The sequence below is a fragment of the Mycobacterium mantenii genome (assembly GCF_001667865.1).
Lineage (GTDB): Bacteria > Actinomycetota > Actinomycetes > Mycobacteriales > Mycobacteriaceae > Mycobacterium > Mycobacterium mantenii_A.
Map to the genome: position 1 here is coordinate 24628 of NZ_LZJP01000100.1, position 24231 is coordinate 48858.

General features: G+C 66.8%; 25 protein-coding genes. 11 read left to right on the top strand and 14 right to left on the bottom strand.

The genetic code is table 11. The features are described from left to right. From fadD17 to A5688_RS17570, 3 genes are all read left to right on the top strand, one after another. Entirely contained in the window at positions 1–1512 is a 1512-nt protein-coding gene (fadD17, locus tag A5688_RS17560; RefSeq protein ID WP_067907923.1) for a long-chain-fatty-acid--CoA ligase FadD17, read from the top strand. A 59-nt stretch (positions 1513–1571) separates the two neighbouring features. Further along, positions 1572–1808, top strand: coding sequence for a hypothetical protein (locus A5688_RS17565; protein ID WP_067907920.1), 237 nt, complete (start codon positions 1572–1574; stop codon positions 1806–1808). A gap of 113 nt (positions 1809–1921) precedes the next feature. Beyond that, a complete protein-coding gene (locus A5688_RS17570) occupies positions 1922–2635 on the top strand; it encodes a hypothetical protein (protein ID WP_067907917.1) in 714 nt (237 codons plus the stop codon). Here the strand turns inward: A5688_RS17570 and A5688_RS17575 are convergent. The 4 genes from A5688_RS17575 to A5688_RS17590 all read right to left on the bottom strand — a co-directional run bounded on the left by A5688_RS17575 (position 2621) and on the right by A5688_RS17590 (position 7482). Beyond that, positions 2621–4171 (bottom strand): acetolactate synthase large subunit, encoded by a 1551-nt coding sequence (locus A5688_RS17575; protein WP_067907915.1) that lies wholly within the window; start codon positions 4169–4171, stop codon positions 2621–2623. The two genes, A5688_RS17570 and A5688_RS17575, sit on opposite strands and share 15 nt — an antisense overlap. After that, the gene (locus A5688_RS17580; RefSeq protein ID WP_067907912.1) at positions 4168–4995 is read right to left on the bottom strand and encodes an amidohydrolase family protein; all 828 of its coding nucleotides are present in this window, start codon (positions 4993–4995) and stop codon (positions 4168–4170) included. The genes A5688_RS17575 and A5688_RS17580 overlap by 4 nt, the downstream gene beginning before the upstream one ends. A gap of 39 nt (positions 4996–5034) precedes the next feature. Continuing rightward, positions 5035–5568, bottom strand: coding sequence for a fructosamine kinase family protein (locus tag A5688_RS17585; protein ID WP_347559124.1), 534 nt, complete (start codon positions 5566–5568; stop codon positions 5035–5037). A 261-nt stretch (positions 5569–5829) separates the two neighbouring features. Then, the gene (locus A5688_RS17590) at positions 5830–7482 is read right to left on the bottom strand and encodes an acyl-CoA synthetase (RefSeq protein ID WP_067832855.1); all 1653 of its coding nucleotides are present in this window, start codon (positions 7480–7482) and stop codon (positions 5830–5832) included. A 70-nt stretch (positions 7483–7552) separates the two neighbouring features. Between A5688_RS17590 and A5688_RS17595 the strand changes: the two genes are divergently transcribed. Next, positions 7553–8389 carry a crotonase/enoyl-CoA hydratase family protein gene (locus tag A5688_RS17595; RefSeq protein WP_165606912.1) on the top strand — a complete coding sequence of 279 codons (837 nt, stop codon included), beginning with the start codon at positions 7553–7555 and terminating at the stop codon, positions 8387–8389. A gap of 107 nt (positions 8390–8496) precedes the next feature. Here the strand turns inward: A5688_RS17595 and A5688_RS17600 are convergent, their stop codons facing one another. Then, complete coding sequence (locus A5688_RS17600; RefSeq protein ID WP_067907911.1) at positions 8497–9720, bottom strand: cytochrome P450; 1224 nt, start codon at positions 9718–9720, stop codon at positions 8497–8499. 42 nt (positions 9721–9762) lie between these two features. Between A5688_RS17600 and A5688_RS17605 the strand changes: the two genes are divergently transcribed. After that, positions 9763–10485, top strand: a complete 723-nt coding sequence (locus tag A5688_RS17605) for an acetoacetate decarboxylase family protein (protein WP_067907908.1) — start codon at positions 9763–9765, stop codon at positions 10483–10485. A 149-nt stretch (positions 10486–10634) separates the two neighbouring features. Here the strand turns inward: A5688_RS17605 and A5688_RS17610 are convergent, their stop codons facing one another. Then, complete coding sequence (locus A5688_RS17610; protein ID WP_067832846.1) at positions 10635–11666, bottom strand: LLM class F420-dependent oxidoreductase; 1032 nt, start codon at positions 11664–11666, stop codon at positions 10635–10637. A gap of 66 nt (positions 11667–11732) precedes the next feature. Here A5688_RS17610 and A5688_RS17615 point away from each other — a divergent pair, with 66 nt between their 5' ends. The 4 genes from A5688_RS17615 to A5688_RS17630 are packed head-to-tail and all read left to right on the top strand — an operon-like array spanning position 11733 to position 15420. Then, positions 11733–12737, top strand: coding sequence for a Zn-ribbon domain-containing OB-fold protein (locus A5688_RS17615; protein ID WP_207546690.1), 1005 nt, complete (start codon positions 11733–11735; stop codon positions 12735–12737). A 15-nt stretch (positions 12738–12752) separates the two neighbouring features. Next, on the top strand, positions 12753–13817 hold the full coding sequence (locus A5688_RS17620) for a thiolase domain-containing protein (RefSeq protein ID WP_067832840.1): 1065 nt from the start codon (positions 12753–12755) through the stop codon (positions 13815–13817). Next, the gene (locus tag A5688_RS17625) at positions 13817–15016 is read left to right on the top strand and encodes a thiolase domain-containing protein (protein WP_067832837.1); all 1200 of its coding nucleotides are present in this window, start codon (positions 13817–13819) and stop codon (positions 15014–15016) included. The genes A5688_RS17620 and A5688_RS17625 overlap by 1 nt, the downstream gene beginning before the upstream one ends. After that, complete coding sequence (locus tag A5688_RS17630) at positions 15013–15420, top strand: nuclear transport factor 2 family protein (protein ID WP_067832834.1); 408 nt, start codon at positions 15013–15015, stop codon at positions 15418–15420. The genes A5688_RS17625 and A5688_RS17630 overlap by 4 nt, the downstream gene beginning before the upstream one ends. Here A5688_RS17630 and A5688_RS17635 read toward each other — a convergent pair. After that, complete coding sequence (locus tag A5688_RS17635; protein WP_067907905.1) at positions 15417–15941, bottom strand: gamma carbonic anhydrase family protein; 525 nt, start codon at positions 15939–15941, stop codon at positions 15417–15419. The genes A5688_RS17630 and A5688_RS17635 overlap by 4 nt on opposite strands. 127 nt (positions 15942–16068) lie before the next feature. On the opposite strand from A5688_RS17635, the gene A5688_RS17640 reads away from it, so the two are divergent. After that, positions 16069–17250: a Rieske 2Fe-2S domain-containing protein gene (locus A5688_RS17640; protein WP_067832828.1), complete on the top strand. Its 1182-nt coding sequence runs from the start codon at positions 16069–16071 to the stop codon at positions 17248–17250. A 5-nt stretch (positions 17251–17255) separates the two neighbouring features. Beyond that, positions 17256–17729 (top strand): hypothetical protein, encoded by a 474-nt coding sequence (locus A5688_RS17645; protein WP_067832825.1) that lies wholly within the window; start codon positions 17256–17258, stop codon positions 17727–17729. A gap of 69 nt (positions 17730–17798) precedes the next feature. On the opposite strand, the gene A5688_RS17650 is transcribed toward A5688_RS17645, so the two are convergent. The 7 genes from A5688_RS17650 to A5688_RS17680 all read right to left on the bottom strand — a co-directional run bounded on the left by A5688_RS17650 (position 17799) and on the right by A5688_RS17680 (position 24210). Beyond that, positions 17799–18944, bottom strand: a complete 1146-nt coding sequence (locus tag A5688_RS17650) for a sulfotransferase family protein (RefSeq protein WP_067832822.1) — start codon at positions 18942–18944, stop codon at positions 17799–17801. Between the two features lie 48 nt (positions 18945–18992). Then, positions 18993–19775, bottom strand: a complete 783-nt coding sequence (locus A5688_RS17655) for an SDR family oxidoreductase (RefSeq protein WP_067832819.1) — start codon at positions 19773–19775, stop codon at positions 18993–18995. After that, a complete protein-coding gene (locus A5688_RS17660) occupies positions 19772–20899 on the bottom strand; it encodes a hypothetical protein (protein WP_067832815.1) in 1128 nt (375 codons plus the stop codon). The genes A5688_RS17655 and A5688_RS17660 overlap by 4 nt, the downstream gene beginning before the upstream one ends. Positions 20900–20987: 88 nt before the next feature. Next, positions 20988–21266 carry a hypothetical protein gene (locus A5688_RS17665; protein WP_067832810.1) on the bottom strand — a complete coding sequence of 93 codons (279 nt, stop codon included), beginning with the start codon at positions 21264–21266 and terminating at the stop codon, positions 20988–20990. 63 nt (positions 21267–21329) lie between these two features. Next, entirely contained in the window at positions 21330–22388 is a 1059-nt protein-coding gene (dmpG, locus tag A5688_RS17670) for a 4-hydroxy-2-oxovalerate aldolase (protein WP_067907902.1), read from the bottom strand. Between the two features lie 51 nt (positions 22389–22439). Continuing rightward, positions 22440–23372 carry an acetaldehyde dehydrogenase (acetylating) gene (locus A5688_RS17675; RefSeq protein WP_065028549.1) on the bottom strand — a complete coding sequence of 311 codons (933 nt, stop codon included), beginning with the start codon at positions 23370–23372 and terminating at the stop codon, positions 22440–22442. A gap of 52 nt (positions 23373–23424) precedes the next feature. Beyond that, complete coding sequence (locus A5688_RS17680) at positions 23425–24210, bottom strand: 2-keto-4-pentenoate hydratase (protein WP_067907899.1); 786 nt, start codon at positions 24208–24210, stop codon at positions 23425–23427. Between the last annotated feature and the right edge of the window lie 21 nt (positions 24211–24231).

Below are 24231 nucleotides of genomic sequence, written 5' to 3' on the forward strand. Positions count from 1 at the left end.
ATGGAACTCACCGATGACCTGACGGTCACCAGGCTGCTGGAGCCGCTGACCGAGATCGACGATCGGGGTGTCTACTTCGAGGACTCGTTCACCAGCTGGCGCGAGCACCTGCGGCATGGTGCCGCGATCGCCGCGGCGCTGCGTGCGCGGCTCGACCCCGCCCGGCCGCCGCACGTCGGCGTGCTGTTGGAGAACACTCCCTTCTTCTCGGCGATGCTGGTGGCGGCGGGAATGTCGGGCATCGTGCCGGTGGGGCTGAACCCGGTACGCCGCGGTGAGGCGCTGCAGCGCGACATCGCCCACGCCGATTGCCAATTGGTGCTGGCGGATTCGAAATCGTGTGAGCCGCTGGGCGACATCGAGCATCTGAACGCCGACTCCCCGGAATGGGCCGCCGAGGTCGCCGCGCACCGCGACGCGCCGCTGTCTTTTCAATCCGCCTCGCCGGCGGATCTGTTCATGTTGATCTTCACGTCGGGCACCAGCGGTGAGCCCAAGGCGGTCAAGTGCAGCCACGGCAAGGTCGCGATCGCGGGCGTGACGATGTCACAGCGCTTCGGCCTCGGCAGCGGCGACGTCTGCTACGTGTCGATGCCGCTGTTCCATTCCAACGCGGTGCTGGTCGGCTGGGCGGTGGCGGCGGCCTGCGAGGGCTCAATGGTCCTGCGGCGCAAGTTCTCCGCCTCGAATTTCATCGTCGATGTGCGTCGGTACGGCGCCACCTACGCGAATTACGTGGGCAAGCCGCTGTCGTACGTGCTGGCCACGCCGGAGCAGCCCGACGATGCGGACAACCCGCTGCGGGCGGTCTACGGCAACGAGGGCGTGCCCGACGACATCGAGCGGTTCGCACGCAGGTTCGGATGCGTCGTGCAGGACGGGTTCGGTTCCACCGAGGGTGGCGTGGCCATCGCGCGCACCCCCGAGACACCGGCAGGTTCGTTGGGCCCGCTCCCGCAGGGAATCGACATCATCGATCCCGACACCGGCGCGTCATGCCCGCCGGGCGCGGTCGGCGAACTGGTCAACACCGCGGGGCCGGGCCGCTTCGAGGGTTACTACAACGACGAGGCCGCCGAAGCCGAACGGATGGCCGGCGGGGTGTATCACAGCGGCGATCTCGCCTACCGCGATGACGCCGGCTTCGCGTACTTCGCTGGGCGGCTGGGCGATTGGATGCGGGTCGACGGCGAAAACCTGGGCGCCGCGCCGATCGAGCGGGTGTTGCTGCGCCACCCCGACGTCGCCGAGGTCGCGGTATACCCGGTGCCGGACGCGATCGTCGGCGACCAGGTGATGGCGGCGTTGGTGCTGGCCCCGGGCACCGAATTCGACGACGAGGAGTTCCGCGCCTTCCTTTCCGAGCAACCGGACCTGGGACCCAAGCAGTGGCCGTCGTACGTGCGGATCAGCGCCGAGCTCCCGCGGACGGTGACCTTCAAAGTGCTGAAACGACAGTTGGCCGCTCAGGGTGTCGACTGCGGCGACCCGGTCTGGAAGATCCGCCGCTAGCCCGCCCCGGGCGGTCGTTGCCGCCGGATGCGCCGTCGTAGCAGTAAACTCGGCGCTTGATGAAAATCCGTGAAGTGATCGCCGGCTCGATCCTGGTCGGGTCGCTGGGTGGCGGCGCGCTCGGGCTGGGCGCCGGATTCGCCGCCGCCGAGCCGGCCCCGCCGCCTCCGCCTCCGCCGCCTCCACCGCCGCCGCCGCTGGTGTGGTCACCGCCGACGCCGGATACCCAACCGTGGGAAGCGCCGCCCCCGCAGGACCCGGGGTTGCCGCTGCCACCGCTCCCGCCGTCGGGCTGATGATTTTGCCCGGCACACGTTTTGGCTACCCGAACGCAAGGAGACGCGATGCTTGATGCGCCGGTCGCCCACTTCGGCGCCATCGTCACGCGCGCCGACGGCGAGACCGGCGCATGACCGCACGGCCTCTCGAACTCGCGCTGGAAGCGAGCTTTGACCAGCTCGCCGCCGCCGTCCCGGCCAACATCGGCGTCGCGATCGCCCGGCCGGACAGGACGTTCTCCCTGGGCAGCTGGTGGTCGGGCGTGGCATGGTCGACGATCAAGGTGCCGTTGGCGATTGCGGCATTGCGCAGCGATTGGCTGGGCGCACGCGATCTCGTCGTGAAAGCCATCACCGAATCCGACAATCGAGCGTCCGAACAGTTGTGGTCGCAACTGGGCGAGCCGGTGGAAGCGGCGCGGCGGGTTCAGGTCGTGGTGGCCGAGGGCGGTGACACCGCGACCGTGGTCGAGTCACGCCGGCTTCGGCGTGGTTTCACCGCTTTCGGTCAAACCGAGTGGAGTCTGCAGCGCCAGGCAAGGTTCGCCGCAGAGCTGTCGACAATCCCCGACGCCGTCGAAGTGATTGACCTGATGCAGCGGCTGGTCGCCGGTGACCAGTGGGGGCTTGCCGCCAAAGGCCTTGCGGCGAAGGGTGGTTGGGGGCCCGGTGTGCGCGGCGAGTACCTGGTCCGCCAATTCGGCATCGTCCCCACGCCCTCCGGGCAGTGGGGTGTGGCACTGGCGGCGGATGCGAACGACGGCGCGTTCGAAACGGGCGTCGACGTGATCAATACGCTGACGGACTGGCTGCTGAGCCGGCTGCCGACCCTAGCCCGTTATTGACGGCACCACGGCTTCGATCAAATGCGGCCCGGCTTCGGCGAACGCCGCGCGCAGCGCATCGACCAGTTCCTCGGCCGTGGTCACGCGCCGGGCGGGCACTCCCATGCCCTCGCTGATCTTGACGAAATCCATTGCCGGATCGGATAAATCGAGCAGGGAGAGCGCTTCGGGGCCGGGCGTCGACCCGGCACCGACGCGTTGCAGCTCAATCCGGAGGATGTCGTAGGCGCTGTTGTTGTACAGCACGGTGGTCACGTTGAGGTTCTCCCGCGCCTGGGTCCACAATCCCGAGATCGTGTACATCGCCGAGCCATCGGATTCCAGACACAGCACCGGACGATTCGGGGCGGCCACCGCGGCGCCGACGGCCGCCGGGATGCCGTAGCCGATCGCCCCACCGGTCAGGGTCAGCCAGTCGTGCGCCGGCGCCCCGGCGGTTGCCTGGGCGAGCAGCACGCCCGAGGTGTTCGACTCGTCGACCACGATCGCCCCCTCGGGCAGCAGCGCCCCGATCACGTCGGCGGCCGACGCGGAGGTCAGCGCACCCGTCGGCAGCGCAGGACGCGATGCGGCCGCCACCGGCGCCTCGGTGCCGGGCGCCACCCGATCGGCCAGGGCGATCAAAGCGTCTGCCGCACCGCTGTATTCGGCGAGCACATGCACCTCGCAGCCGGCCGGTACCAGGTCGCTGGGCATGCCGGGGTAGGCGAAGAACGACACCGGCGACTTAGCGCCGGCCAGCACCAGATGCTTGGCGCCGTCCAACTGAGCGGTGGCGGCTTCGGCGAAATATGCGAGCCGGTCGACCGCGGGGACGCCGGCGCCTCGCTCCAGCCGGGTGGGGAACGTTTCGCACAGCACGCGGGCGCCCGTCGCCGCCGCGATGCGGGTGGCCGCCGCCAGCCCGGCATGGCAGGTGGCGTCGCCGCCCACCATGATCACGGTCGGCTCTCCGGACTCGAGCACCTCGAGCACCTCGGGCGCCAGCAGCGGATCGGCACCGGCCGGTTGTGCCTCCAGGTTGGAGAACAGCTGGGCGCCGTCGGACCAGGACACGTCGGCGGGCAGGATCAATGTCGAGATCTGCGAACCCCATCGGCTGGCCGCGATGCCCTCGACGGCGTCGGCCGAAACCTGGGAGGCGTCACCGGTTCGCCGCACCCATCCCGAGACGGTGCCGGCGAGCGCGTCGATGTCGGATTCCAGTGGGGCGTCGTACTTTTTGTGGTACGTGGCGTGGTCGCCGACCACCACCACCATCGGCACCCGCGCGCGGCGCGCGTTGTGCAGGTTGGCCAGGCCGTTGCCCAGCCCGGGCCCCAGGTGCAGCAGCACGGCCGCCGGGCGATCGGCGATGCGGGCATAACCGTCGGCCGCGCCCGTGGCGACGCCCTCGAACAACGCCAGCACGCCGCGCATCCGCGGGACGGTGTCCAACGCCGCGACGAAATGCATCTCCGACGTGCCCGGGTTGGCGAAACACACGTCGACGCCGCCGTCGACCAGGGTGTTGATCAGGGCCTGGGCACCGTTCACTGCACTGCCTCCAGTCGGAAAACTCGCTTTGCGTTGCCGCGCAGGAAATCTCGGCGAGCCTCTTCGGACAGCCCGAGTTCGTCCAGCCCCGCCAACGCGTGCTCGTGGGTGATCATCGGATAATTGGTGCCGAACAACACCTTTCGCTGCCCGGTACCGGTCTTCATGAATCTGACGAGTTCTTCCGGCAACCGCTGGATCGTGTACGCCGAGGTGTCGATGTAGACGTTCTCATGCTTGCGCGCCACCGCGACCATCTCTTCGGTCCACGGGTAGCCGACGTGGCCGCAGACGATCACCAGCTCCGGGAAATCGAGCGCCACCTGATCGATGTAGGGAATCGGCCGGCCGGTCTCCGAGGGGCGCAACGGGCCGGTATGACCGACCTGGGTGCAGAACGGCACCCCGGACTCCACGCACTGCGCGAACAGCGGATAGTAGCGGCGATCGGTGGGCGGGGCATTCCAGAGCCACGGCACCACCCGCAGGCCGACGAATCCGCCGTCGGTTACCCGGCGCCGCAGCTCCCGGACGGCCTCCATCGGGCGATCCAGGTCGACGGCGGCCAGGGCGGCGAGCCGGTTCGGGTGTGCGGCAACCCATTGCGCCACCTCGTCGTTGGAGACCAGGTCCACGCCACCCGGCCCGCACCAGGCGCTGAGCAAACCCAATTCGACGCCGGCGGCGTCCATCGACGCCAGGGTCGCCTCGATCGGGATGTCGGTGTCGGGGATGGACCCGCCCGTCCACCGGCGCAGGGATGCCAGCATGTCGCTGCGCAGGAACCGCACAGTCGGATGCTGCATCCACACATCGATCGTCATGCGATTCGACTCTAGACCGGGGCCGGTTGCCCGCCGAGGTCAGCTGCTCAGCGCGGCGCGGGCACAGGCGTGCGTCTGCTGCGCGTATCCGCTGCCGAACAGGACGACGTGCGCCAGCAGCGGAAAGAGCTGATGCAGGCCGGTACGGTCGCGCCAGCCGGGCCGTAGCGGCCGCACCCGCTGGTAGCCGTCGATCACGGCGTCGTAGTGCGGACAACCGAACAGCGCGAGCATCGCCAGATCGGTCTCGCGGTGACCGGCGTGCGCGGCCGGGTCGATCAGCACCACACCGCCGGGCGTCCACATCACGTTCCCGCTCCACAAATCGCCGTGCAACCGCGCCGGCCGATCGTCGTCGTCGAAATCGCCCGCGCGGCAACGAGCCGCGACGGAGTCGACGGCGTCGCGCGTGGCGGCATCGAGCCGCGGGGCCGCGAGATCGGCCATCGGGACCAGCCGTTCCTCGGCGTAGAACTCCCCCAGCGCCGGTGCCGCCGCAGCGACATCGGCAAGGGCTGCGACAGCGGCCCGAAAAAGCCGGGCCCGTCCCAGCCGTCCGGCCCCGCGCCGAATGCCGGGGCGCCGGCGTCATGCGTGATCGCCAGTCGGCCGCCGAACTCGCGCGCCGCCTCGGGGGTCGGGCTCACCGATTCGAGGCGCCGCAGGGTCAGGGCAGCCTCGTCGACGGAGACGACCTCCGCACACGGCACGCCACCGTCGACGGCGGAAAGCCATTGCAGCCCCGCGGCTTCGGCCGCGAAGAAACCGGCGGGCGCGCCCGCCCGGTGCTTGACGAAGTCGGTCACACCGCGCGCGGCTAGCGCTGGAAACGCATCAGGCGGTCGCGTGTGCCGCGTGCACGTCGTCGGCCGGGCGGGCCTCGGTCTGCTCCTTGGCCCAGCGGTAGTCGGGTTTCCCCGCGGGCGACCGCTTCACCTCGTCGACCAACCACAGGCTGCGCGGCACCTTGTATCCCGCGATCTCGGAGCGCACGAAGCTGTCCAGCTCCGACAGCGCGGGCCGGGTTCCCGGACGGGGCTGTACGACGGCGGCGACGTGCTGGCCGTACCGGGCGTCCGGCACACCGACCACCAGGGCGTCGAAGACGTCGGGGTGACCCTTGAGCGCGGCCTCGACCTCCTCGGGGTAGATCTTCTCGCCGCCGCTGTTGATCGACACCGAGCCACGGCCCAGCATCGTGACGGTGCCGTCCTCCTCGACCGTCGCGTAGTCGCCGGGGATCGCGTAGCGCACGCCGTTGATGGTCTTGAACGTCTCGGCGGTCTTCTTCTCGTCCTTGTAGTAGCCGACCGGGATGTTGCCCTTCTTCGCGATGAAGCCGCGCACCCCGGAGCCGGGCTTGACCTCGTTGCCCTCCTCGTCGAGGACGACGGTGCGGTGGTCGATGGTCACGCGCGGGCCGCCGCTGTGCGGCGCGTCCTTGGCGACGATGCTGGTGCCCCCGAATCCGGTCTCCGAGGAGCCGATGGAGTCGGTGATCACCCGGTTGGGCAGCAGCTCGAGAAACTTCTCCTTGATGCTCGGCGAGAACAGCGCCGCGGTGGAGGCGAGCAGGAACAGCGACGACAGGTCGTACTCGTTGCCCTGCTCCTGCGCGGCCAGCAGCGCGTCCAGCAGCGGCCGCGCCATCGCGTCACCGGTGAAGAACAGCAGGTTCACCTTGTGCTCGTGAATCGTGCGCCACACCTCGTCGGCGTTGAATTCCGGTGCGAGCACGGTGGTTTGGCCCGAGAAGAGCGACATCCAGGTGGCCGACTGGGTGGCGCCGTGGATCATCGGCGGAATCGGGTGGCGGACCATCGGCGGGTTCTCCGCGGCGGCCTTGGCCAGGTCGTGCTCGTCCTTGACGAATTCGCCTGTGGCGAAGTCGGTTCCGCCGAATAGCACCCGGTAGATGTCCTCGTGGCGCCACATCACGCCCTTCGGGAACCCGGTGGTGCCGCCGGTGTACAGCAGGTAGATGTCGTCGGCGCTCCGCTCGCCGAAGTCGCGTTCGGGTGAGCTGTTCGCGATCGCCGAGTAGAACTCGACGCCGCCGTAGCGGCCGAAGTCGTTGTCGCTGCCGTCCTCGACGACCAGGATCGTCTTGACGTTGGGCGTCTCGGGCAGCACGTTGGCCACCCGGTCGGAGTACTGGCGTTCATGTACCAGCGCGACCATGTCGGAGTTGTCGAACAAGTAGCGCAGCTCGCCCTCGACGTAGCGGTAGTTGACGTTCACCAGGATGGCGCCCGCCTTGATGATGCCGAGCATCGCGATGACGATCTCGATGCGATTGCGGCAGTACAGCCCGACCTTGTCGTCCTTTTTCACCCCCTGCTCAATCAGGTAGTGAGCCAGGCGATTGGCCTTCTCCTCTAGCTGGGCATAGGTCAACTTCTCGTCGCCGCAGATCAGGGCGACACGCTCGGGCACAGCGTCGATGGCGTGCTCTGCAAGGTCGGCAATATTCAAGGCCACGGCCACCAAATTAGAACGTGTTACATTTCGAGGCAAGCTCGTGCCCATTGTCGAGGGAAAGGCGGTAGCCGTGACCGTGGAGAATGCCGGAACCCCAGCAAACACCGAGAACGGGGAAACCGGCCCCACTGAAGCCGACGCGCTGATCGAACAGCGTGGTCACACTCTCATCGTGACCATGAACCGGCCGCACCGCCGCAACGCGTTGAGCACGGAAATGATGGAAATCATGGTCCAAGCCTGGGACCGCGTCGACAACGACGACGACATCCGCTGCTGCATCCTGACCGGTGCTGGTGGCTACTTCTGCGCGGGCATGGACCTCAAGACAGCAACCCAGAAGCCGCCGGGTGAGTCCTTCAAGGACGGCAGCTACGACCCGTCGCGAATCGATGCCTTGCTCAAGGGCCGCCGGCTCAAAAAGCCGCTGATCGCCGCCGTCGAGGGCCCGGCGATCGCCGGGGGCACCGAGATCCTGCAGGGCACCGACATCCGGGTCGCCGGTGAGAGCGCCAAATTCGGCATCTCCGAGGCCAAGTGGAGCCTGTACCCGATGGGCGGATCCGCGGTCCGGCTGGTGCGCCAGATTCCCTACACCGTGGCCTGCGACCTGCTGCTGACCGGGCGGCACATCACCGCCGCCGAGGCCAAGGAGATCGGCCTGATCGGCCACGTCGTTCCCGACGGGCAGGCGCTGACGAAGGCGCTCGAGATCGCGGAGGTCATCGAGAACAACGGGCCATTGGCCGTGCAGGCGATCCTCAAGACGATCCGCGAGACCGAGGGCATGCACGAGGAAGAGGCCTTCAAGCCCGACACCGCCAACGGCATCCCGGTGTTCCTCTCCGAGGACTCCAAGGAAGGCCCCCGGGCGTTCGCCGAGAAGCGCAAGCCCAACTTCAAGAACCGCTAGGCGTCTTTTTCGGCGAGCGTAAGCCCACTGCGAAATCTTCCGCGATTTTCCGCAGTGGGCTTACGCTCGCGAACGCTCGGCGCAACGCTCGCGCCCGGGCGCACGAATCAGCCGAGCAGCGGTGCGCTCGGGGTGAACACCACCGGCATCGCCTCCAGGCCGCTGACGAAGTTCGCCGGCCGCAACGGCAGGGTCGAGTCATCCTCGGCCAGCCGGAGATCCGGCAGCCGCTTGAGCACCCGCTCGGTCATCATCGACAGCTCCAGCCGGGCGAGCTGGTTCCCCAGGCAGAAATGCGTCCCGAAGCCGAAAGCCATGTGGCTGTTGGGGTTACGTCGGATGTCGAACGTGTCCGGCTCATCGAACACCGACTCGTCGAAGTTGCCCGACTCGAACAGCAGCATGATCTTCTCGCCCTCACGCAGCGAGGTGCCGTGGAATTCGTTGTCGGCCGTCAAGATTCGGCACATGTTCTTCACCGGCGAGGTCCAGCGCAGCATCTCCTCGATGGCGCCCGGCAGCAACGAGGGGTCGCGCACCAGGGCGTCCCACTGGTCACGGTGGCGCACCAGCTGCTCGGTACCGCCGCTGAGCGTGTGCCTCGTGGTTTCGTCGCCGCCGATGAGGATGAGCAGCGTCTCCATGACGATCTCGTCGTCCGACATCCGCTGGCCCTCCACCTCGGCGTTCACCAGGATGGAGAACAGGTCGTCGTTGGGCTCGGCGCGCCGCTTGGCGATGATGTCCATGGTGAACGCGGTGTAGGCGGCGAAAGCGTTCATCACGCTCTGGGCGACCTCCGATTCCGGGTCGATGTGCGAGCTCAGCCCGCACACCAGGTCGTCGGACCACTTCAGCAGCATGCCGCGTTCGGAGGGCAGCACGCCCAGCATGTCGCCGATCACGGCCATCGGCAGCGGGGCGGCGATGTCGCGGACGAAGTCACACTCGCCGCGCTCACACACCGCGTCGATCAGGGTGTCGCACAGCTTGGCGATGGACGGCTCCTTCTCCTTCACCCGCTTGCGGGTGAAGCCGGCGTTGACCAGCTTGCGCCGCACCAGGTGTGCCGGATCGTCCATGTCGATCATGTAGGGCATGCCGGGCTGATCGGGACGGATGCCGCCCGTGCTGGAGAACAGTTCCGGGTTGCGCTCGGCGTCGAGGATGGCTTGATAGGTGGTGGCACCGGCCAATCCATTGCGATCACGAAACACCGGCTGGTTGGCCCGCATCCAGCGGTAGGCCTCGCGCGACGTGTGACGGTCGGCGTAGAAGTTGCCGTCGGTCAGGTCGATGTTCGAGATTGCTTCCGGGATGGTCGAAGTCATCTACAGCCTCCATATGTTGACGAACGGATTACAGTAACCGGCATGCCTGAGTCACAACACGTAGTTGCGGGGACAGTCCTCACCATGCCGGTGCGGATACGAAAAGCCGATGTGCACACCGCGATGTTTTCGGTGGATGCGCAAGCCGCACAACGCCTTATCGACTACAGCGGCCTGCAAGTCTGCCGGCACCGCCCCGGCCGGGCGGTGGTGAACCTGATGCTGGCGCGCTATATCGACGGCGATTTGGGGCAGTACAACGAATTCGGCACCTGCGTCATGGTCAACCCGCCCGGCTCGACGGCGCGCGGCTGGCGGGCACTCGGTGATGCGGCCGCGTTCATCCATCATCTGCCCGTCGACCAGAGCTTCACCCTGGAGGCCGGACGGTCGATCTGGGGATTCCCGAAGATCATGGCGGAGTTCACCGTTCGCGAGCACGGCCGGTTCGGATTCGACGTCAGCGCGGACGGCGCGCACATCGCCGGCATCGACTTCGCCCGCGGGTTGCCGGTGCCCTCGATGTTCACGTCCCGGCCGCAGGTTCTGAAGACCTACACCTTTGCCGACGGCACCACCCGGGAAGTGCCCTGGGAGATGCGGGTGCGCGGGCTGCGCGGTCAGCCCGGCGGGGCGACGTTGCGACTGGGCGATCACGCCTACGCCAAGGAGCTCGCGTCGCTGGGCCTGCCGAAGCGCGCGATGGTCTCTGGATCTGTCGGCCACGTCGAGATGACCTTCGGCGACGCCCACCCGCTCGGCTGACCGGCCGGGCCGGTGTCGAGTGCCCGGCTGCTCCTTCTCGCGCCGCGCGCTCCGCATCGTCGTCGGGCGGGTCATCCGGACAATCTAGAACGCGTTCTAGACCCCTGGCAAGAAAACTAGAACGCGTTCTAGTTTGTTGTGCGCGGGTGTCAGATCAGGGTCGCCAGCTCGCGGACCTGCTCCGTACTGCGGCCGGACACCACCATCATGGTCACTCCGGCGGCCTCCCAGGCCTTGATCTGCTTACGCACGTAGTCCATGTCGCCGACGATCGCCGCGTCGTCGATCACCTCGTCGGGGATGATTTCCGCGGCCTTGTCCTTCTGGTTGCTGCGGAACAGCTTGGTCACGTCGTCCACCACTTCGGCGTAACCCATCCGGCGGTACACGTCGGCGTGGAAGTTGGTGTCCTCGGCGCCCATCCCGCCCATGTAGAGCGCGATGTAGGGCTTCATGGCCGCGAACGCGGCGCTGCGATCCTCGGTGATGACGATGTTGGCCGTCGCGCAGATCTCGAAGTCCTCGCGGCTACGGCGTGCGCCCGGGCGGGCGAAGCCCTCGTCCAACCACTCGTTGTAGGTGTCGGCCATCCGCGGCGTGTAGAAGATCGGCAGCCAGCCGTCGCAGATCTCGGCGGCCAGCGCGACGTTTTTCGGCCCCTCGGCGCCCAGCATGATCGGGATGTCGGCCCGCAGCGGATGGGTGATGGGCTTGAGCGGCTTGCCCAGGCCCGTGGTGCCCTCTCCGGTGCGCGGCAGCGGATAGTGCGGGCCGTCGCTGGTCACCGGCGCCTCGCGCGCCCACACCTGGCGGATGATGTCGATGTATTCGCGGGTGCGGGCCAGCGGCTTGGGGAACGACTGGCCGTACCAGCCCTCGACCACCTGCGGGCCGGAGACGCCGAGGCCGAGGACGTGCCTGCCGCCGGACAGGTGGTCGAGCGTCAGGGCCGCCATCGCGCAGGCCGTCGGGGTGCGGGCGGACAGCTGGACCACCGAGGTACCCAGCCGCACCCGCGACGTCGACGAACCCAACCACGCCAGCGGTGTGTAGGCATCCGATCCCCACGCCTCGGCGGTGAAGACGGCGTCGTACCCGGCCTCCTCGGCCGCGGCGACGAGCTCGCCGTGGTTCTGCGGCGGCTGAGCGCCCCAATACCCCAGCTGCAATCCCAGCTTCATAGTCACTCAACCCTTCCGGCCGACCCGATGTTGAATCCGTTCTTAGAACCTGTTCTACTCGATGGCGTGACAGCCAGCTCGAGTAGCCCGCCCCTGATGGATCACCCTGAGCCACCGCTCTCCGCGCCACTGACGTTGTCCTTCGACTACACCCGTTCAGTCGGCCCCACGCTGAGCAAGTTCTTCACCGCACTGCGTGACCGCCACATCCTGGGTGTGCGCGGATCGGATGGCCGGGTGCACGTTCCGCCGGCGGAGTATGACCCGGTCACCTATGAGCCGCTGGGCGAGATGGTACCGGTGTCCAGTGTCGGCACCGTGGTCTCGTGGACGTGGCAGCCCGACCCCATCGAGGGCCAGCCACTGGACCGGCCGTTCGCGTGGGCGCTGATCAAGCTCGACGGCGCCGACACCCCGATGATCCACGCCGTGGACGCGGGCGAGCCCAAGGCCATCAAGACCGGCGCCCGGGTGCACGTGCACTGGGTCGACGAGCCGGTGGGCGCCATCACCGACATCGCGTATTTCAAGCCGGGCGACGAAGAAGAGCCAGCCGAAGCCGTGACGGAGGAACCGGACGGCGACAAAGAACCGGTGACCATGATCGTCACCCCGATCTCGCTGACCATTCAGCACACCGCCTCCCACGAGGAGAGCGCCTACCTGCGCGCCATCGCGCAGGGCAAGCTGCTGGGCGCGCGCACGGGCGAGAGCGGCAAGGTCTACTTCCCCCCGCACGGCGCCGACCCGGCCACCGGCCAGCCGACGACCGAGTTCGTCGAGTTGCCGGACAAGGGCACCGTCACGACGTTCGCGATCATCAACATCCCGTTCCAGGGTCAGCGAATCAAACCGCCCTATGTGGCGGCCTACGTTCTGCTCGACGGAGCCGACATCCCCTTCCTGCACCTGGTCGCCGACATCGACGCCCACGAAGTACGGATGGGCATGCGCGTCGAGGCGGTGTGGAAACCCCGCGAGGAGTGGGGATTTGGCATCGACAACATCGAGTACTTCCGGCCGACCGGGGAACCCGACGCCGAGTACGACACCTACAAGCACCACCTGTAAAGGGCTTACCTGCACATGAGCGCTCGCAACGTTGCGGTGGTCGGCTTTGCCCACGCGCCGCATGTCCGCCGCACCGACGGCACCACCAACGGTGTCGAGATGTTGATCCCGTGCTTCGCCGAGCTGTACGCGGAGCTGGGCATCAGCAGGACCGACATCGGCTTCTGGTGTTCCGGGTCATCCGATTACCTTGCCGGACGGGCATTTTCGTTCATCTCGGCGATCGACTCGATCGGTGCCGTCCCGCCGATCAACGAATCGCACGTCGAGATGGACGCGGCCTGGGCACTTTACGAGGCCTACATCAAAATCCTCACCGGCGAGGTCGACACCGCGCTGGTGTACGGCTTCGGCAAGTCCTCGGCCGGCATTCTGCGCCAGATCCTGACGCGGCAGACCGACCCGTACACCGTCGCGCCCTTGTGGCCGGATTCGATCTCCATGGCCGGGCTGCAGGCGCGCCTCGGGCTCGACAGCGGCAAGTGGAACGAGGAGCAGATGGCGCGCGTGGCCTTCGACTCCTTCGCCAACGCGCGCCGGGTGGACAACGTGGAGGGGTCGATCACCGTCGCCGAACTCCTCGAGCGGCCGTTCTTCGCCGAACCGCTACGCCGTCACGACATCGCTCCGATCACCGACGGCGCCGCGGCGATCGTGCTCGCGGCCGGTGACCGGGCACGCGAACTGCGCGAAAACCCCGCCTGGATAACCGGAATCGAACATCGCATCGAAACCCCGTCACTGGGCGCGCGCGACCTCACCGAGTCCCCGTCGACCAAGGCCGCGGCCCACGTGGCCACGGGCGGCAGGACCGACAACCTCGACGTGGCCGAGATCTGCGCCCCGTTCACCCACCAGCACCTGATCATCGAGGAAGCCATCCGGATACCGGGCCCGACCAAGGTCAACCCGTCCGGCGGCGCGCTGGCGGCCAACCCCATGTTCGTCGCCGGCCTCGAACGCATCGGCTTTGCGGCACAACACATCTGGAACGGCTCGGCTGAGCGGGTGCTGGCGCACGCCACCAGCGGGCCTGCGCTACAACAGAACCTGGTCGCGGTGATGGAAGGAAAGAACTGATGGCCGGTGCAGGGCCGAACGTTGCTGCGGTACTAGGTACCGGGCAGACGAAGTACGTCGCCAAGCGCAAAGACGTTTCGATGAACGGCCTGGTGCGCGAGGCGATCGACCGCGCTCTGGAAGACTCCGGGTCCACCTTCGACGACATCGACGCCGTCGTCGTCGGCAAGGCACCGGACTTCTTCGAGGGCGTCATGATGCCCGAGCTGTTCATGGCCGACGCCATGGGCGCCACCGGCAAGCCGATGATCCGGGTGCACACAGCGGGTTCGGTCGGCGGATCCACCGCGGTGGTGGCCGCCAGCCTGGTGCAGTCGGGCAAGTACCGGCGGGTGCTCGCGATGGCCTGGGAGAAACAATCCGAGTCAAACGCCATGTGGGCGTTGTCGATTCCGATCCCCTTCATCAAGCCGGTCGGCGCCGGCGCGGGCGGGTACTTCGCGCCGCACGTGCGGTCGTACATCCGCCGCTCGGGGGCACCGTTGAACATCGGCGCCATGGTGGCGGTCAAGGACCGGCTCAACGGCGCCCGTAATCCGTTGGCGCATCTGCATCAGCCGGACATCACCGTCGAGAAGGTGATGGAATCCCCGATGCTGTGGGATCCGATCCGGTACGACGAGACCTGCCCCTCCTCCGACGGTGCCGCCGCCGTCGTGATCGGCAATGAGGAAGCCGCGGAAGCCCGCTTGGCGCAAGGACATCCGGTCGCCTGGATCCATGCCACGGCGTTGCGCACCGAGCCGCTGCAGTTCGCCGGTCGCGACCAGGTCAGCCCGCAGGCCGGCCGCGACGCGGCCGCGGCGCTATGGAAGGCCGCCGGCATCGAAAGCCCCATCGACGAGATCGACGCCGCGGAAATCTACGTGCCGTTCTCCTGGTTCGAGCCGATGTGGTTGGAAAACCTCGGGTTTGCCGCCGAGGGCGAAGGCTGGAAACTCACCGAAGCCGGCGAGACCAAGATCGGCGGCCGGTTGCCGGTGAACCCGTCGGGCGGCGTGCTGTCGTCGAACCCGATCGGCGCCTCGGGCCTGATCCGCTTTGCCGAAGCGGCCATCCAGGTGATGGGCAAGGGCGGCGACCACCAGGTGCCGAATGCGCGAAAGGCCTTGGGGCACGCCTACGGCGGCGGCTCGCAGTACTACTCGATGTGGGTGGTGGGCGCCGACAAGCCCGCGGCCCAGAAGGTAGATGCGTGACTGAGCATCCCGCGCACGAAGCCGGCCGCCGCTCCCGCGAGGCGGTGGCGGCCCGGGACAAGGACGCCTGGCTGGCGGTGTTCGCCGACGACGCCATCGTCGAAGACCCGATCGGGCCGTCGGTGTTCGACCCCGAGGGCGTCGGGCACCGCGGCCGCGACGCGATCTCGGCCTTCTGGGACAAGGCGATTGCCCCCACCACGAAGATCGAGTTCTTCTTCCGCGACACCTACCAGTGCGGCAACGAGGAAGCCAACGTCGGGCACATTCTCATCACGACGGGTGAGTACCAGACGACCGCCGAAGGCGTGTTCACGTACAAAGTCGACGCCGAGGGCAAGATGGTGGCCCTGCGCGCTTATTGGGAGATGGAGCGCGCGGCGGCCAACACGCGCAAGATCTAAAGCGGTTCCAGCCCGGCCAGATGCCGTTGGGCGAGGTCGCGGTAGGCCTGCGGATTGGCCTTGACCCACATCTCGGCGCCGGTCCCGGCGACCGGGCCCCGGATTTGAGCGGGCGCGCCGACCGCCAGCATCCCGGCCGGAATCTGGGTACCGGCCGTCACCAGTGAGTGCGCGGCGACCAGGCTGCGCGCGCCGATCACGGCGCCGTCCAGAACCGTGGCGTGGTTCGCGATCAGCGCCTCGGGCCCGACGTGGACCCCGTGAATGACGCACAGATGCGCGACCGTCGCGCCCGGACCGATGTCGACCGGGATACCGGGCGGCGCGTGCAACACCGATCCGTCCTGGACATTGGCGCCCTCGCGCACCACGACGGGCCCGTAGTCGCCGCGCAATACGGCGTTGAACCAGACCGACGCCCCGGCCTCAACCACGACCTCGCCGATCAGGGTGGCCGTCGGGGCCACAAAAGCGGTGGGATCGACCCGTGGCGCGCGGCCCTCGAACGCAAACAGCGGCATCGTTTAGATATACCCCGCTCCCGCATGCATCGCCCGGTGCCCCGGCCAGGCTCGCCTTCGTTGCGCGCCCCCGTCGCAAAACTGTAACGTGTTCTAGTTAGAGGCGTAGTGAGTTGGAGGTGACAGGGTGAGTACCGACACCAAGGCGGTCGGCATCCGGGAAATCGATCCCGGCGCATTGCCGACCAGGTACGCCCGCGGTTGGCACTGCCTGGGCGTCGCAAAGGACTTCCAGGACGGCAAGCCGCATGCGATCGAGGCTTTCGGCACCAAGCTGGTGGTTTTTGCCGACTCGCAGGGCGACCTGAAGGTCCTCGACGGCTACTGCCGCCACATGGGCGGCGACCTGTCGGAGGGCACCATCAAGGGCGACGAGGTCGCCTGCCCGTTCCACGACTGGCGCTGGGGCGGTGACGGCCGCTGCAAGCTGGTCCCCTACGCCAAGCGCACCCCCAAGACGGCCCGCACCCGGTCGTGGACGACGGACGTGCGCGGCGGCCTGCTGTTCGTCTGGCACGACCACGAAAACAACCCGCCGGACCCCGCCGTGCGCATTCCCGACATCCCGGAGTCGCACAGCGACGAGTGGACGGAGTGGCGGTGGAACCGCATCCTCATCGAGGGGTCCAACTGCCGCGACATCATCGACAACGTCACCGACATGGCGCACTTCTTCTACATCCATTTCGGGTTGCCGACGTACTTCAAGAACGTCTTCGAGGGTCACATCGCGTCGCAGTACCTGCACAACGTGGGCCGGCCCGACGTCAATGATCTGGGCACGTCCTACGGTGAGGCGCATCTGGATTCCGAGGCGTCCTACTTCGGGCCGTCGTTCATGATCAACTGGCTGCACAACAGCTATGGCGGCTATAAAGCCGAGTCGATCCTGATCAACTGCCACTACCCGGTGACCCAGAACTCCTTCGTGCTGCAGTGGGGCGTCATCGTCGAAAAGCCCAAGGGCATGGACGAAAAGATGACCGACAAGCTTTCGAAGGTGTTCACCGAGGGCGTCAGCAAGGGCTTCCTGCAGGACGTCGAGATCTGGAAGCACAAGACCCGCATCGACAACCCGCTGCTGGTCGAAGAGGACGGTGCGGTCTACCAGTTGCGCCGTTGGTATCAGCAGTTCTACGTCGACGTCGCCGACATCGAGCCGGAAATGGTGGAGCGCTTCGAGATCGAGGTGGACACCACCCGCGCCAACGAGTACTGGAATGCCGAGGTCGAGGAAAACCTGAAGGCCGCCAAGGACCCCGACGCGGACGAGGCGGTTCCCGACGACGTGCCGGCCAAGCAACACTAAAAATCATGGGCGACGATCAGCCGGCGGTACCTGACGTCGATCAGCTTGCGCGGTCGATGTTGTTGCTGCACGGCGATCATCATGATCACGATGAGCAGCATCCGGCCCGCCCGGAACGCAAGGGCGGTGCGCGTTCCGGTTTAGCGTCGAAATCAAGAGATTTCGCCGATGACCCGCAGCGCGCCGCGGCCGTTGCCGAGTCCAGTCGCGCCGACCGCGAGCGGTACCTCAACTCGGGTCTGTTGCCGGTGGACTGCCGGTTCTGCCACGTGCGGGTCACCGTCCGCAGGCTCGGGCCGGGGCACACCGCGGTGCAATGGAACACCGAGGCCTGGCAGCGCTGTGCGCACTTCACCGAGATACGCGAGTCCGGCGGCAACACCGCGCGCACCCGGTCGTGTCCCAAATTGGCTGACAGCATTGAGCATGCGGTCGCCGAGGGCTACCTCGACGCCGACGACGACCCGGACGAGGACTGACTCCGCGAGACTGCAACTACCAACGGCGACACTCGGGAAATGTGTCTCCAGTTGCAGTCTCGCGACGGGTCACAGCCCGGCGAATCGCTCCTTGACCGTCTCAGTGCTGAGGCCGTAGTCGGCCAGCGAATAGGTGTGCTTCGGCGCTCGCGCTCCGGACTGGCTGTCGGCGTGCGTCTTCTCCATCGCCGCCTTGGCCTCTTCGGTCAACGTCAAGCCGAAGTGCCGGTAGATGTCGGCGACCGTGCCCATCGGGTCGGCGATCAATTCTTTGTAGTCGACGTCGTAGAACTGGGAGGGGCTGTATTTGGCCCGCGCGGTGTTGAACCGCTCCAGCCCCCGCGACCAGGTTTCCATTGCGTCAGCGCCGATTTGGGCACCGGTGAACGACGTCGACCATCCCTCGGCGGTGTGCTGCGCCAGCGAGCACATCGAGGCCATGATCGTTTCGACGGGACGATGAGTCTGAATCACCAACGCGTCGGGATAGGTCGCCATCAATGCGTCCAGCGCGAACAGGTGGCTGGGATTCTTGAGCACCCACCGCTTGTCGGCGTCGTTGAGGCCGATCAGCTGGAGGTTGCGGCGGTGCCGCTGATACGACGGCGTCCAGTCCTGCCGGGACAGCCACTGCGAGTAGGTGGGCAGGTGCGCCAGGGTTTCGTAGGACGCCGAATGCAGCGACTGCCGCAGCAGCTGCCAGCACTCCTCCAGCTCGTATGCGGCCATGAAATGCAGACCCGTGTAGTCGGGGTTTTCGGCATGGTGCTTGTTGAACTGCTCGTTCAGTTGGCTGTAAAACGGGTTGGATTCCCAGGTTTCACGCGGCGGGCGTGGCTGCGGAAATTCGGCCAACCACAGATGCAGGCCCTGGTGCGCGGGATCGGCGCCAAGAAGCCGGTGCAAGGCAGTGGTGCCGGTGCGCACCAGACCGGTGACGAAGATGGGGCGTTCGATGGCGACGTCGGCGTACTGCGGGTACTGCTTCCAGGCGGCCTCGGACAGCAGTCGCGCCACCAGCGCACCGCGCAGGAAGAACCGATTCATCTTGCTGCCCAACGGCGTCAAGTCGGCGTCGCGTCGGTAGGAGTCCAGCAGCACTTCCAGCGCCTCGAGGTAGTTGTCGTCGTTGCTACCGAAATCGTTCAGCCCGATCATCTTGCTGGCCGACGCCTTCAGGTCGTCAACGGTGCCGACATCGGTGCGCTCACTCATCGTCGCGCCGCCTCCTCATCGCTTCGCTCTGCATCGTCAGCGCCGGCATTAGGTGTGGTACTCCCCGCAATTGACGTCCAGGGTCTGCCCGGTGATGCCGCTGGACAGGTCGCTGGCCATGAACAGGATCGCCGAGGCCACCTCGTCCTCGGTCGGCAGCCGCTTCAGGTCGGAGCCGGCCGCGGTGGCCTCGTAGATCTGCTCGGCGGTGGTGCCGTACTTGCCGGCCTGGTGGTTGAAGTAGCCCTGCAGTGTCTCGCCCCAGATATAGCCGGGTGCAACGGAATTGACCCGGATCCCCTGCTCGCCAAGCTCTGTGGCCAGGGAGTGCGACATGGACAGCAGCGCGGACTTGGCCATCTTGTAGGCACCGTACTTCGCCTGCGAGTGCCGCAGCACCATGGAGTTGACATTGACGATCGAGCCCTTCGACTCGGCCAGCGCCGGCGTGAACCCCTGGATGAGCCGCAGTGCGCCGAGCGCGCTGAGTTCGATGGCGTCGCGGATATGCTGGAAGCTGGTACCCGAGAACGGTTTCAGCGACGGCACCCGGAACGCGTTGTTGATCAGCACGTCGACCTTGCCGTAGGCCTCAAGGGTGGCATCGACCAGGTTGCTCACCTGGTCGTCCTCGGTGATGTCGGTGCGCACCGTTGTCGCACGGCCTCCGAGGTCGGCGATCTGCTTGGCGACGTCGTCCAGGCGTTCGACCGTGCGGGCCGCCAGCACCAGGTCGGCGCCCTCTCGCGTGCATCGGTGCGCCAGCGTCGTGCCCAGACCCGGGCCGACGCCGCTGATCACCACTACCTTGCCGTCGAGCAACTTCGTCATCCCAGCATCCTCGCCTGAATCTGTTGGTGACGCAGCGCAATTCGGGCGCGCCAGTCGTCCTCTGAAATCTTGTTGTGCTCGAAGTACGGCAACGCGGCCGGAACCTTGTCGATGTCGACCACCTCGACGGTCGGACCGTCTGCGTCGGTGAGCTGACGTGACACCCGCTGCCAGCGGAACTGTAGGAAGCCGCGCCGGTGGCCGACCGTCTCGGCCCAGTTCGTCACCCCCGGGTTCTGCTCGGCGACGACGATGCGCACCTTGCCGTCCGGATCCGCTTGCGCCTGAGTGTTGTTCAGGGAGGTCTGGTGGTTGATGTAGTCCAGCGAGATGTACCAGAGGCTGCCCAGTTGGAAACCAAGGTAGGGCGCGTCGGTGACCGGAATGGTGATCACCATCGCCTGGTCCGGCCGCAGGTCGAAGTGCCCGACCGACGAGTATTGAGTGGCCAGGCCGCCCGGAGTCAGTCTCGGCGGCACCATGGTGTTAACCGGCAGGTCGAGATAAAACCATTGCGGGAATTGCAGCCAGGTCTTCACCCGCTGGACAAGCTGCTTTCCAGCTGTGGCGTAACGCTTTTCGATGAGCTCGCGGGTCAACGGCGGCGGCGCGGTGCCCGCGGTGTCGAGCCGGGAGATGGCCAGCGTGCCGCGCTGCGCCGACCAGTCGCCGTACACCTCGCGGATCACCAGTTGCCCCGGACTCGTCGGGCGCACCCGCCACTCGAAGCTGCCGTCGGGGGCGATCTCGAGCTCGCGGTCGTCGAAAGCGGCCTGACTGACGGGCACGAAGTCGTCGGTGTACTCCCCGCCGAGTAGCTGGAAACTCAGGTCGGTGGTGGTGCCGCGCCGGCCGGTGACCACGTAGTCGTGATCGGCGTGCACCCGGGTGCCGAAATAGAGGGTGTCGGGATTGTCTAGGCCCATCTTGGTGAACGGCCCGGTGCCCGACTGCAGGAAGGGATGGTCTCGGTCGTAGTCCACGGCTAGATGGATGCAGCCCGAGATACAGCCGGCGAGATACTGCAACCCTTCGAGCAGGTCGGCGTCTGTCTCGATGAACGGTGCATCGGCCACCAACTGCTCGGCCTCTGCGATCGCGGCGGTGAGGGGATCAGAGAACACGCATAGACGCTAGAACGTGTTCTACTTTTTCGTCAATGGCGAACATTCCCGCGCGTCGTCCGCGGCGTTCAAGGACGAGGCCGACTCACTAGGGAGGGCACGCGTGGGAAAGGTCGATCAGGTGCTGGCGGACGTCGGGATGCCGATTGAGGTAGTCGATGACGTTGCCGTTGCCGCCCTCTGCCTGCGACTTGGCCTGCAGTTGCTGGTGGAGGTCGGGATGCCGCTCCAGGTACGAGTTGATGGATGAACCCACGTCCTGATTGCACGGTTGGGCATTAGCCACTGGCAGCGCGATCATGGTCGCAGCGGTAGCGGTTAGCAGCCCCCCGGCGAGCAGGCCGACTTTCTTCGATGTCGTGCTCATGCCACCTCAGCGTACTCGCGATCGCTATGCGGGACCTGTGTGGCGTGCCGCCAAAACCGCAGGCTATGTAGTAGCCGCGGCGCCGCTTTCTCGTTCGCGCTTGATTTCCAGCGCGATGTCGATCAGTTGGTCCTCCTGACCGCCGATGAGTTTGCGCTGGCCGGCGCGGTGCAACAGCTCATGCGGTGGGACGCCGTAGCGCTCACCCTGCCGGATGGCGTGCTTGAGGAAGCTCGAATAGACGCCGGAGTAGCCCATGATCAGCGCGTTGCGGTCGAGCAGGCACTCGGCGGGCATGGCTGGGGCGACCACCTCTTCGGCGGCGTCGGCGATGTCGAAGAAGTCGATCCCGGTCTTGACGCCGATCTTGTCGAACACCCCGATCAGCGCCTCCACGGGCGCGTTACCCGCCCCGGCTCCAAACCGGCGACAGGAACCGTCGATCTGCTTGGCGCCCGCGCGGACGGCCTCAACGCTGTTGGCCACGCCCAGCCCGAGGTTCTCGTGGCCGTGGAAACCGACCTGGGCGTCGTCGCCGAGTTCGTCGACCAGCGCGGCGACCCGGTCGCGCACGCCTTCGAGGACCAGCGCTCCGGCCGAGTCGACCACGTAGACGCACTGGCAGCCGGCGTCGGCCATGATGCGGGCCTGGGCGGCCAGTTTCTCGGGCGCGATGGTGTGGCTCATCATCAGGAACCCGACGGTTTCCAGGCCCAGTTCGCGGGCCAACCCGAAGTGCTGGATCGACACGTCGGCCTCGGTGCAGTGGGTGGCGATCCGGCAGATCGACCCGCCGTTGTTCTGGGCCTCTTTGATGTCTTCTTTGGTGCCCACGCCGGGCAGCATCAAAAAGGCGATCTTGGCCTCTTTGGCGGTCTCGGCGGCGAGCTTGATCAGCTCCTGCTCGGGGGTCTTGGAGAACCCGTAGTTGAAGCTCGACCCACCCAGGCCGTCGCCGTGGGTGACCTCGATGACGGGCACGCCCGCGGCGTCCAGGGCGGCCACGATCGCTTGCACTTCGTCGGCCGTGAACTGGTGACGCTTGTGGTGCGAGCCGTCCCGCAACGACGTGTCGGTCATCCGGACGTCCCAGATCGGGTTGAAGAAAATCTCACCGGTCATGGCGCCGCTCCTCCTCATCGCTTCGCTCTGCATCGTCGACGGCGCGCGTGCTCATGATTGCGCTCCTCCGGCCGTCGCGCTCAAGGACTCCTTGGCGATCTCCTCGCCGACCTTGGTCGCCGCGGCGGTCATGATGTCCAGGTTGCCCGCATAGGGCGGCAGGTAATCGCCGGCGCCCTCGACCTCAACGAACGTGGTGACCAGCGCCTGGCCCCCGGAATTGATCGACGGGTCGTCGAACTGGGGCTCGTTGAGCAGCCGGTAGCCCGGCACGTACGTCTGGACCTCGGCCACCACGTCGTGGATCGACTTGGCGATCGCATCCCGATCGGCGTCCTCGGGGATGGCGCAAAAGATCGTGTCGCGCATGATCATCGGCGGGTCGGCCGGGTTGAGGATGATGATCGCCTTGCCGCGCTTGGCGCCGCCGATGGTCTCCACACCCCTGCTGGTCGTCTTGGTGAACTCGTCGATGTTGGCCCGGGTGCCCGGCCCGGCCGACAGCGAGGCGACCGAGGCGACGATTTCGGCATACGGCACGCCACCGAGGTCGGCGACCGCACGCGACACCGCATACACGATCGGAATGGTCGCCTGCCCGCCGCAGGTGATCATGTTGACGTTGGGTGCGTCCAGGTGCTGGCGCAGGTTGGCCGGCGGGATCACCGCCGGACCCACCGCTGCCGGCGTCAGATCGATGGCCCGGATCCCGGCGGCCTCGTACTTGGGTGCGGCGTCGCGGTGCACGTAGGCACTGGTCGCCTCGAACACCAGATCGGGCTTCTCGGACTGCGCCAACAGCCAGTCCACCCCCTCGTGGGTGGTCTCCAAACCCAGCTTGCGGGCCCGGGCCAAGCCCTCGCTTTCCGGGTCGATACCCACCATCCAGCGCGGTTCCAGCCACTCCGATCGCAACAGCTTGTAGAGCAGGTCAGTGCTGATGTTCCCCGACCCGACAATGGCCACGGTCGCCTTAGTCGGCATGATGCCCCTTTTCGAAGCGTTCGAGATTTAAGTTAAACGATTTAATTGGAGCCTATTCGAACGATAATCGCACCGAACCGAGGCCCGCGAAGTCGGCGACGAAGTTGTCGCCGGGGTGTGCGTCGATCGCTCGCGTGCAGGATCCGGGCAGCACCACGTCGCCCTTGCGCAGCCGCACGCCGAACCCGTCCACCTTGCGGGCCAGCCAGGCCACCGCGGTGACCGGGTTGCCCAGGACGGCGTCGGTGCGGCCTTCGGCGACGACCGCATCGTTGCAGCGCAACACGGCGTCGATCCCCTTGATGTCGATGTCGCTCGGGGAAACGCGGGCCTCACCGAGCACGAAGCCCGCCGACGAAGCGTTGTCGGCGATGGTGTCGCACAACCCGATCTTCCAGTCGGTGATCCGGGTATCGATCAACTCGATGGACGGCACCAGCGCCTCGGTCGCCGCCAGCACGTCGTCCTCGGTGCAGCGCGCACCCGGCAGGTCCGCGTTCAGGATGAAACCGACTTCCACCTCGACCCGTGGGTACAGATAGCGGTTCGCCTTGACCGGGGTGTTTTCGAACAGCTGCATCTCGTCGAGCAGATGTCCGTAGTCCGGCTCGTCGACGCCCATCATTTGCTGGATTGCCAACGACGACAGGCCGACCTTGTGGCCCAGCACCCGGGCACCCTCCGCGACTCTCTGGCGGATATTGATCAGCTGAATCTCGTAGGCGTCGACGACGTCGATGTCCGGGTAGGCCGCGGTTAGCGGCGCGATCGGCTCTCCGCTCCGCTCGGCTTGCGCCAAGTCGGCAGCCAGCTCGTCGCGGGTTGCAACACTGAGCATTTTTCCAAGTCTCCTCGTACG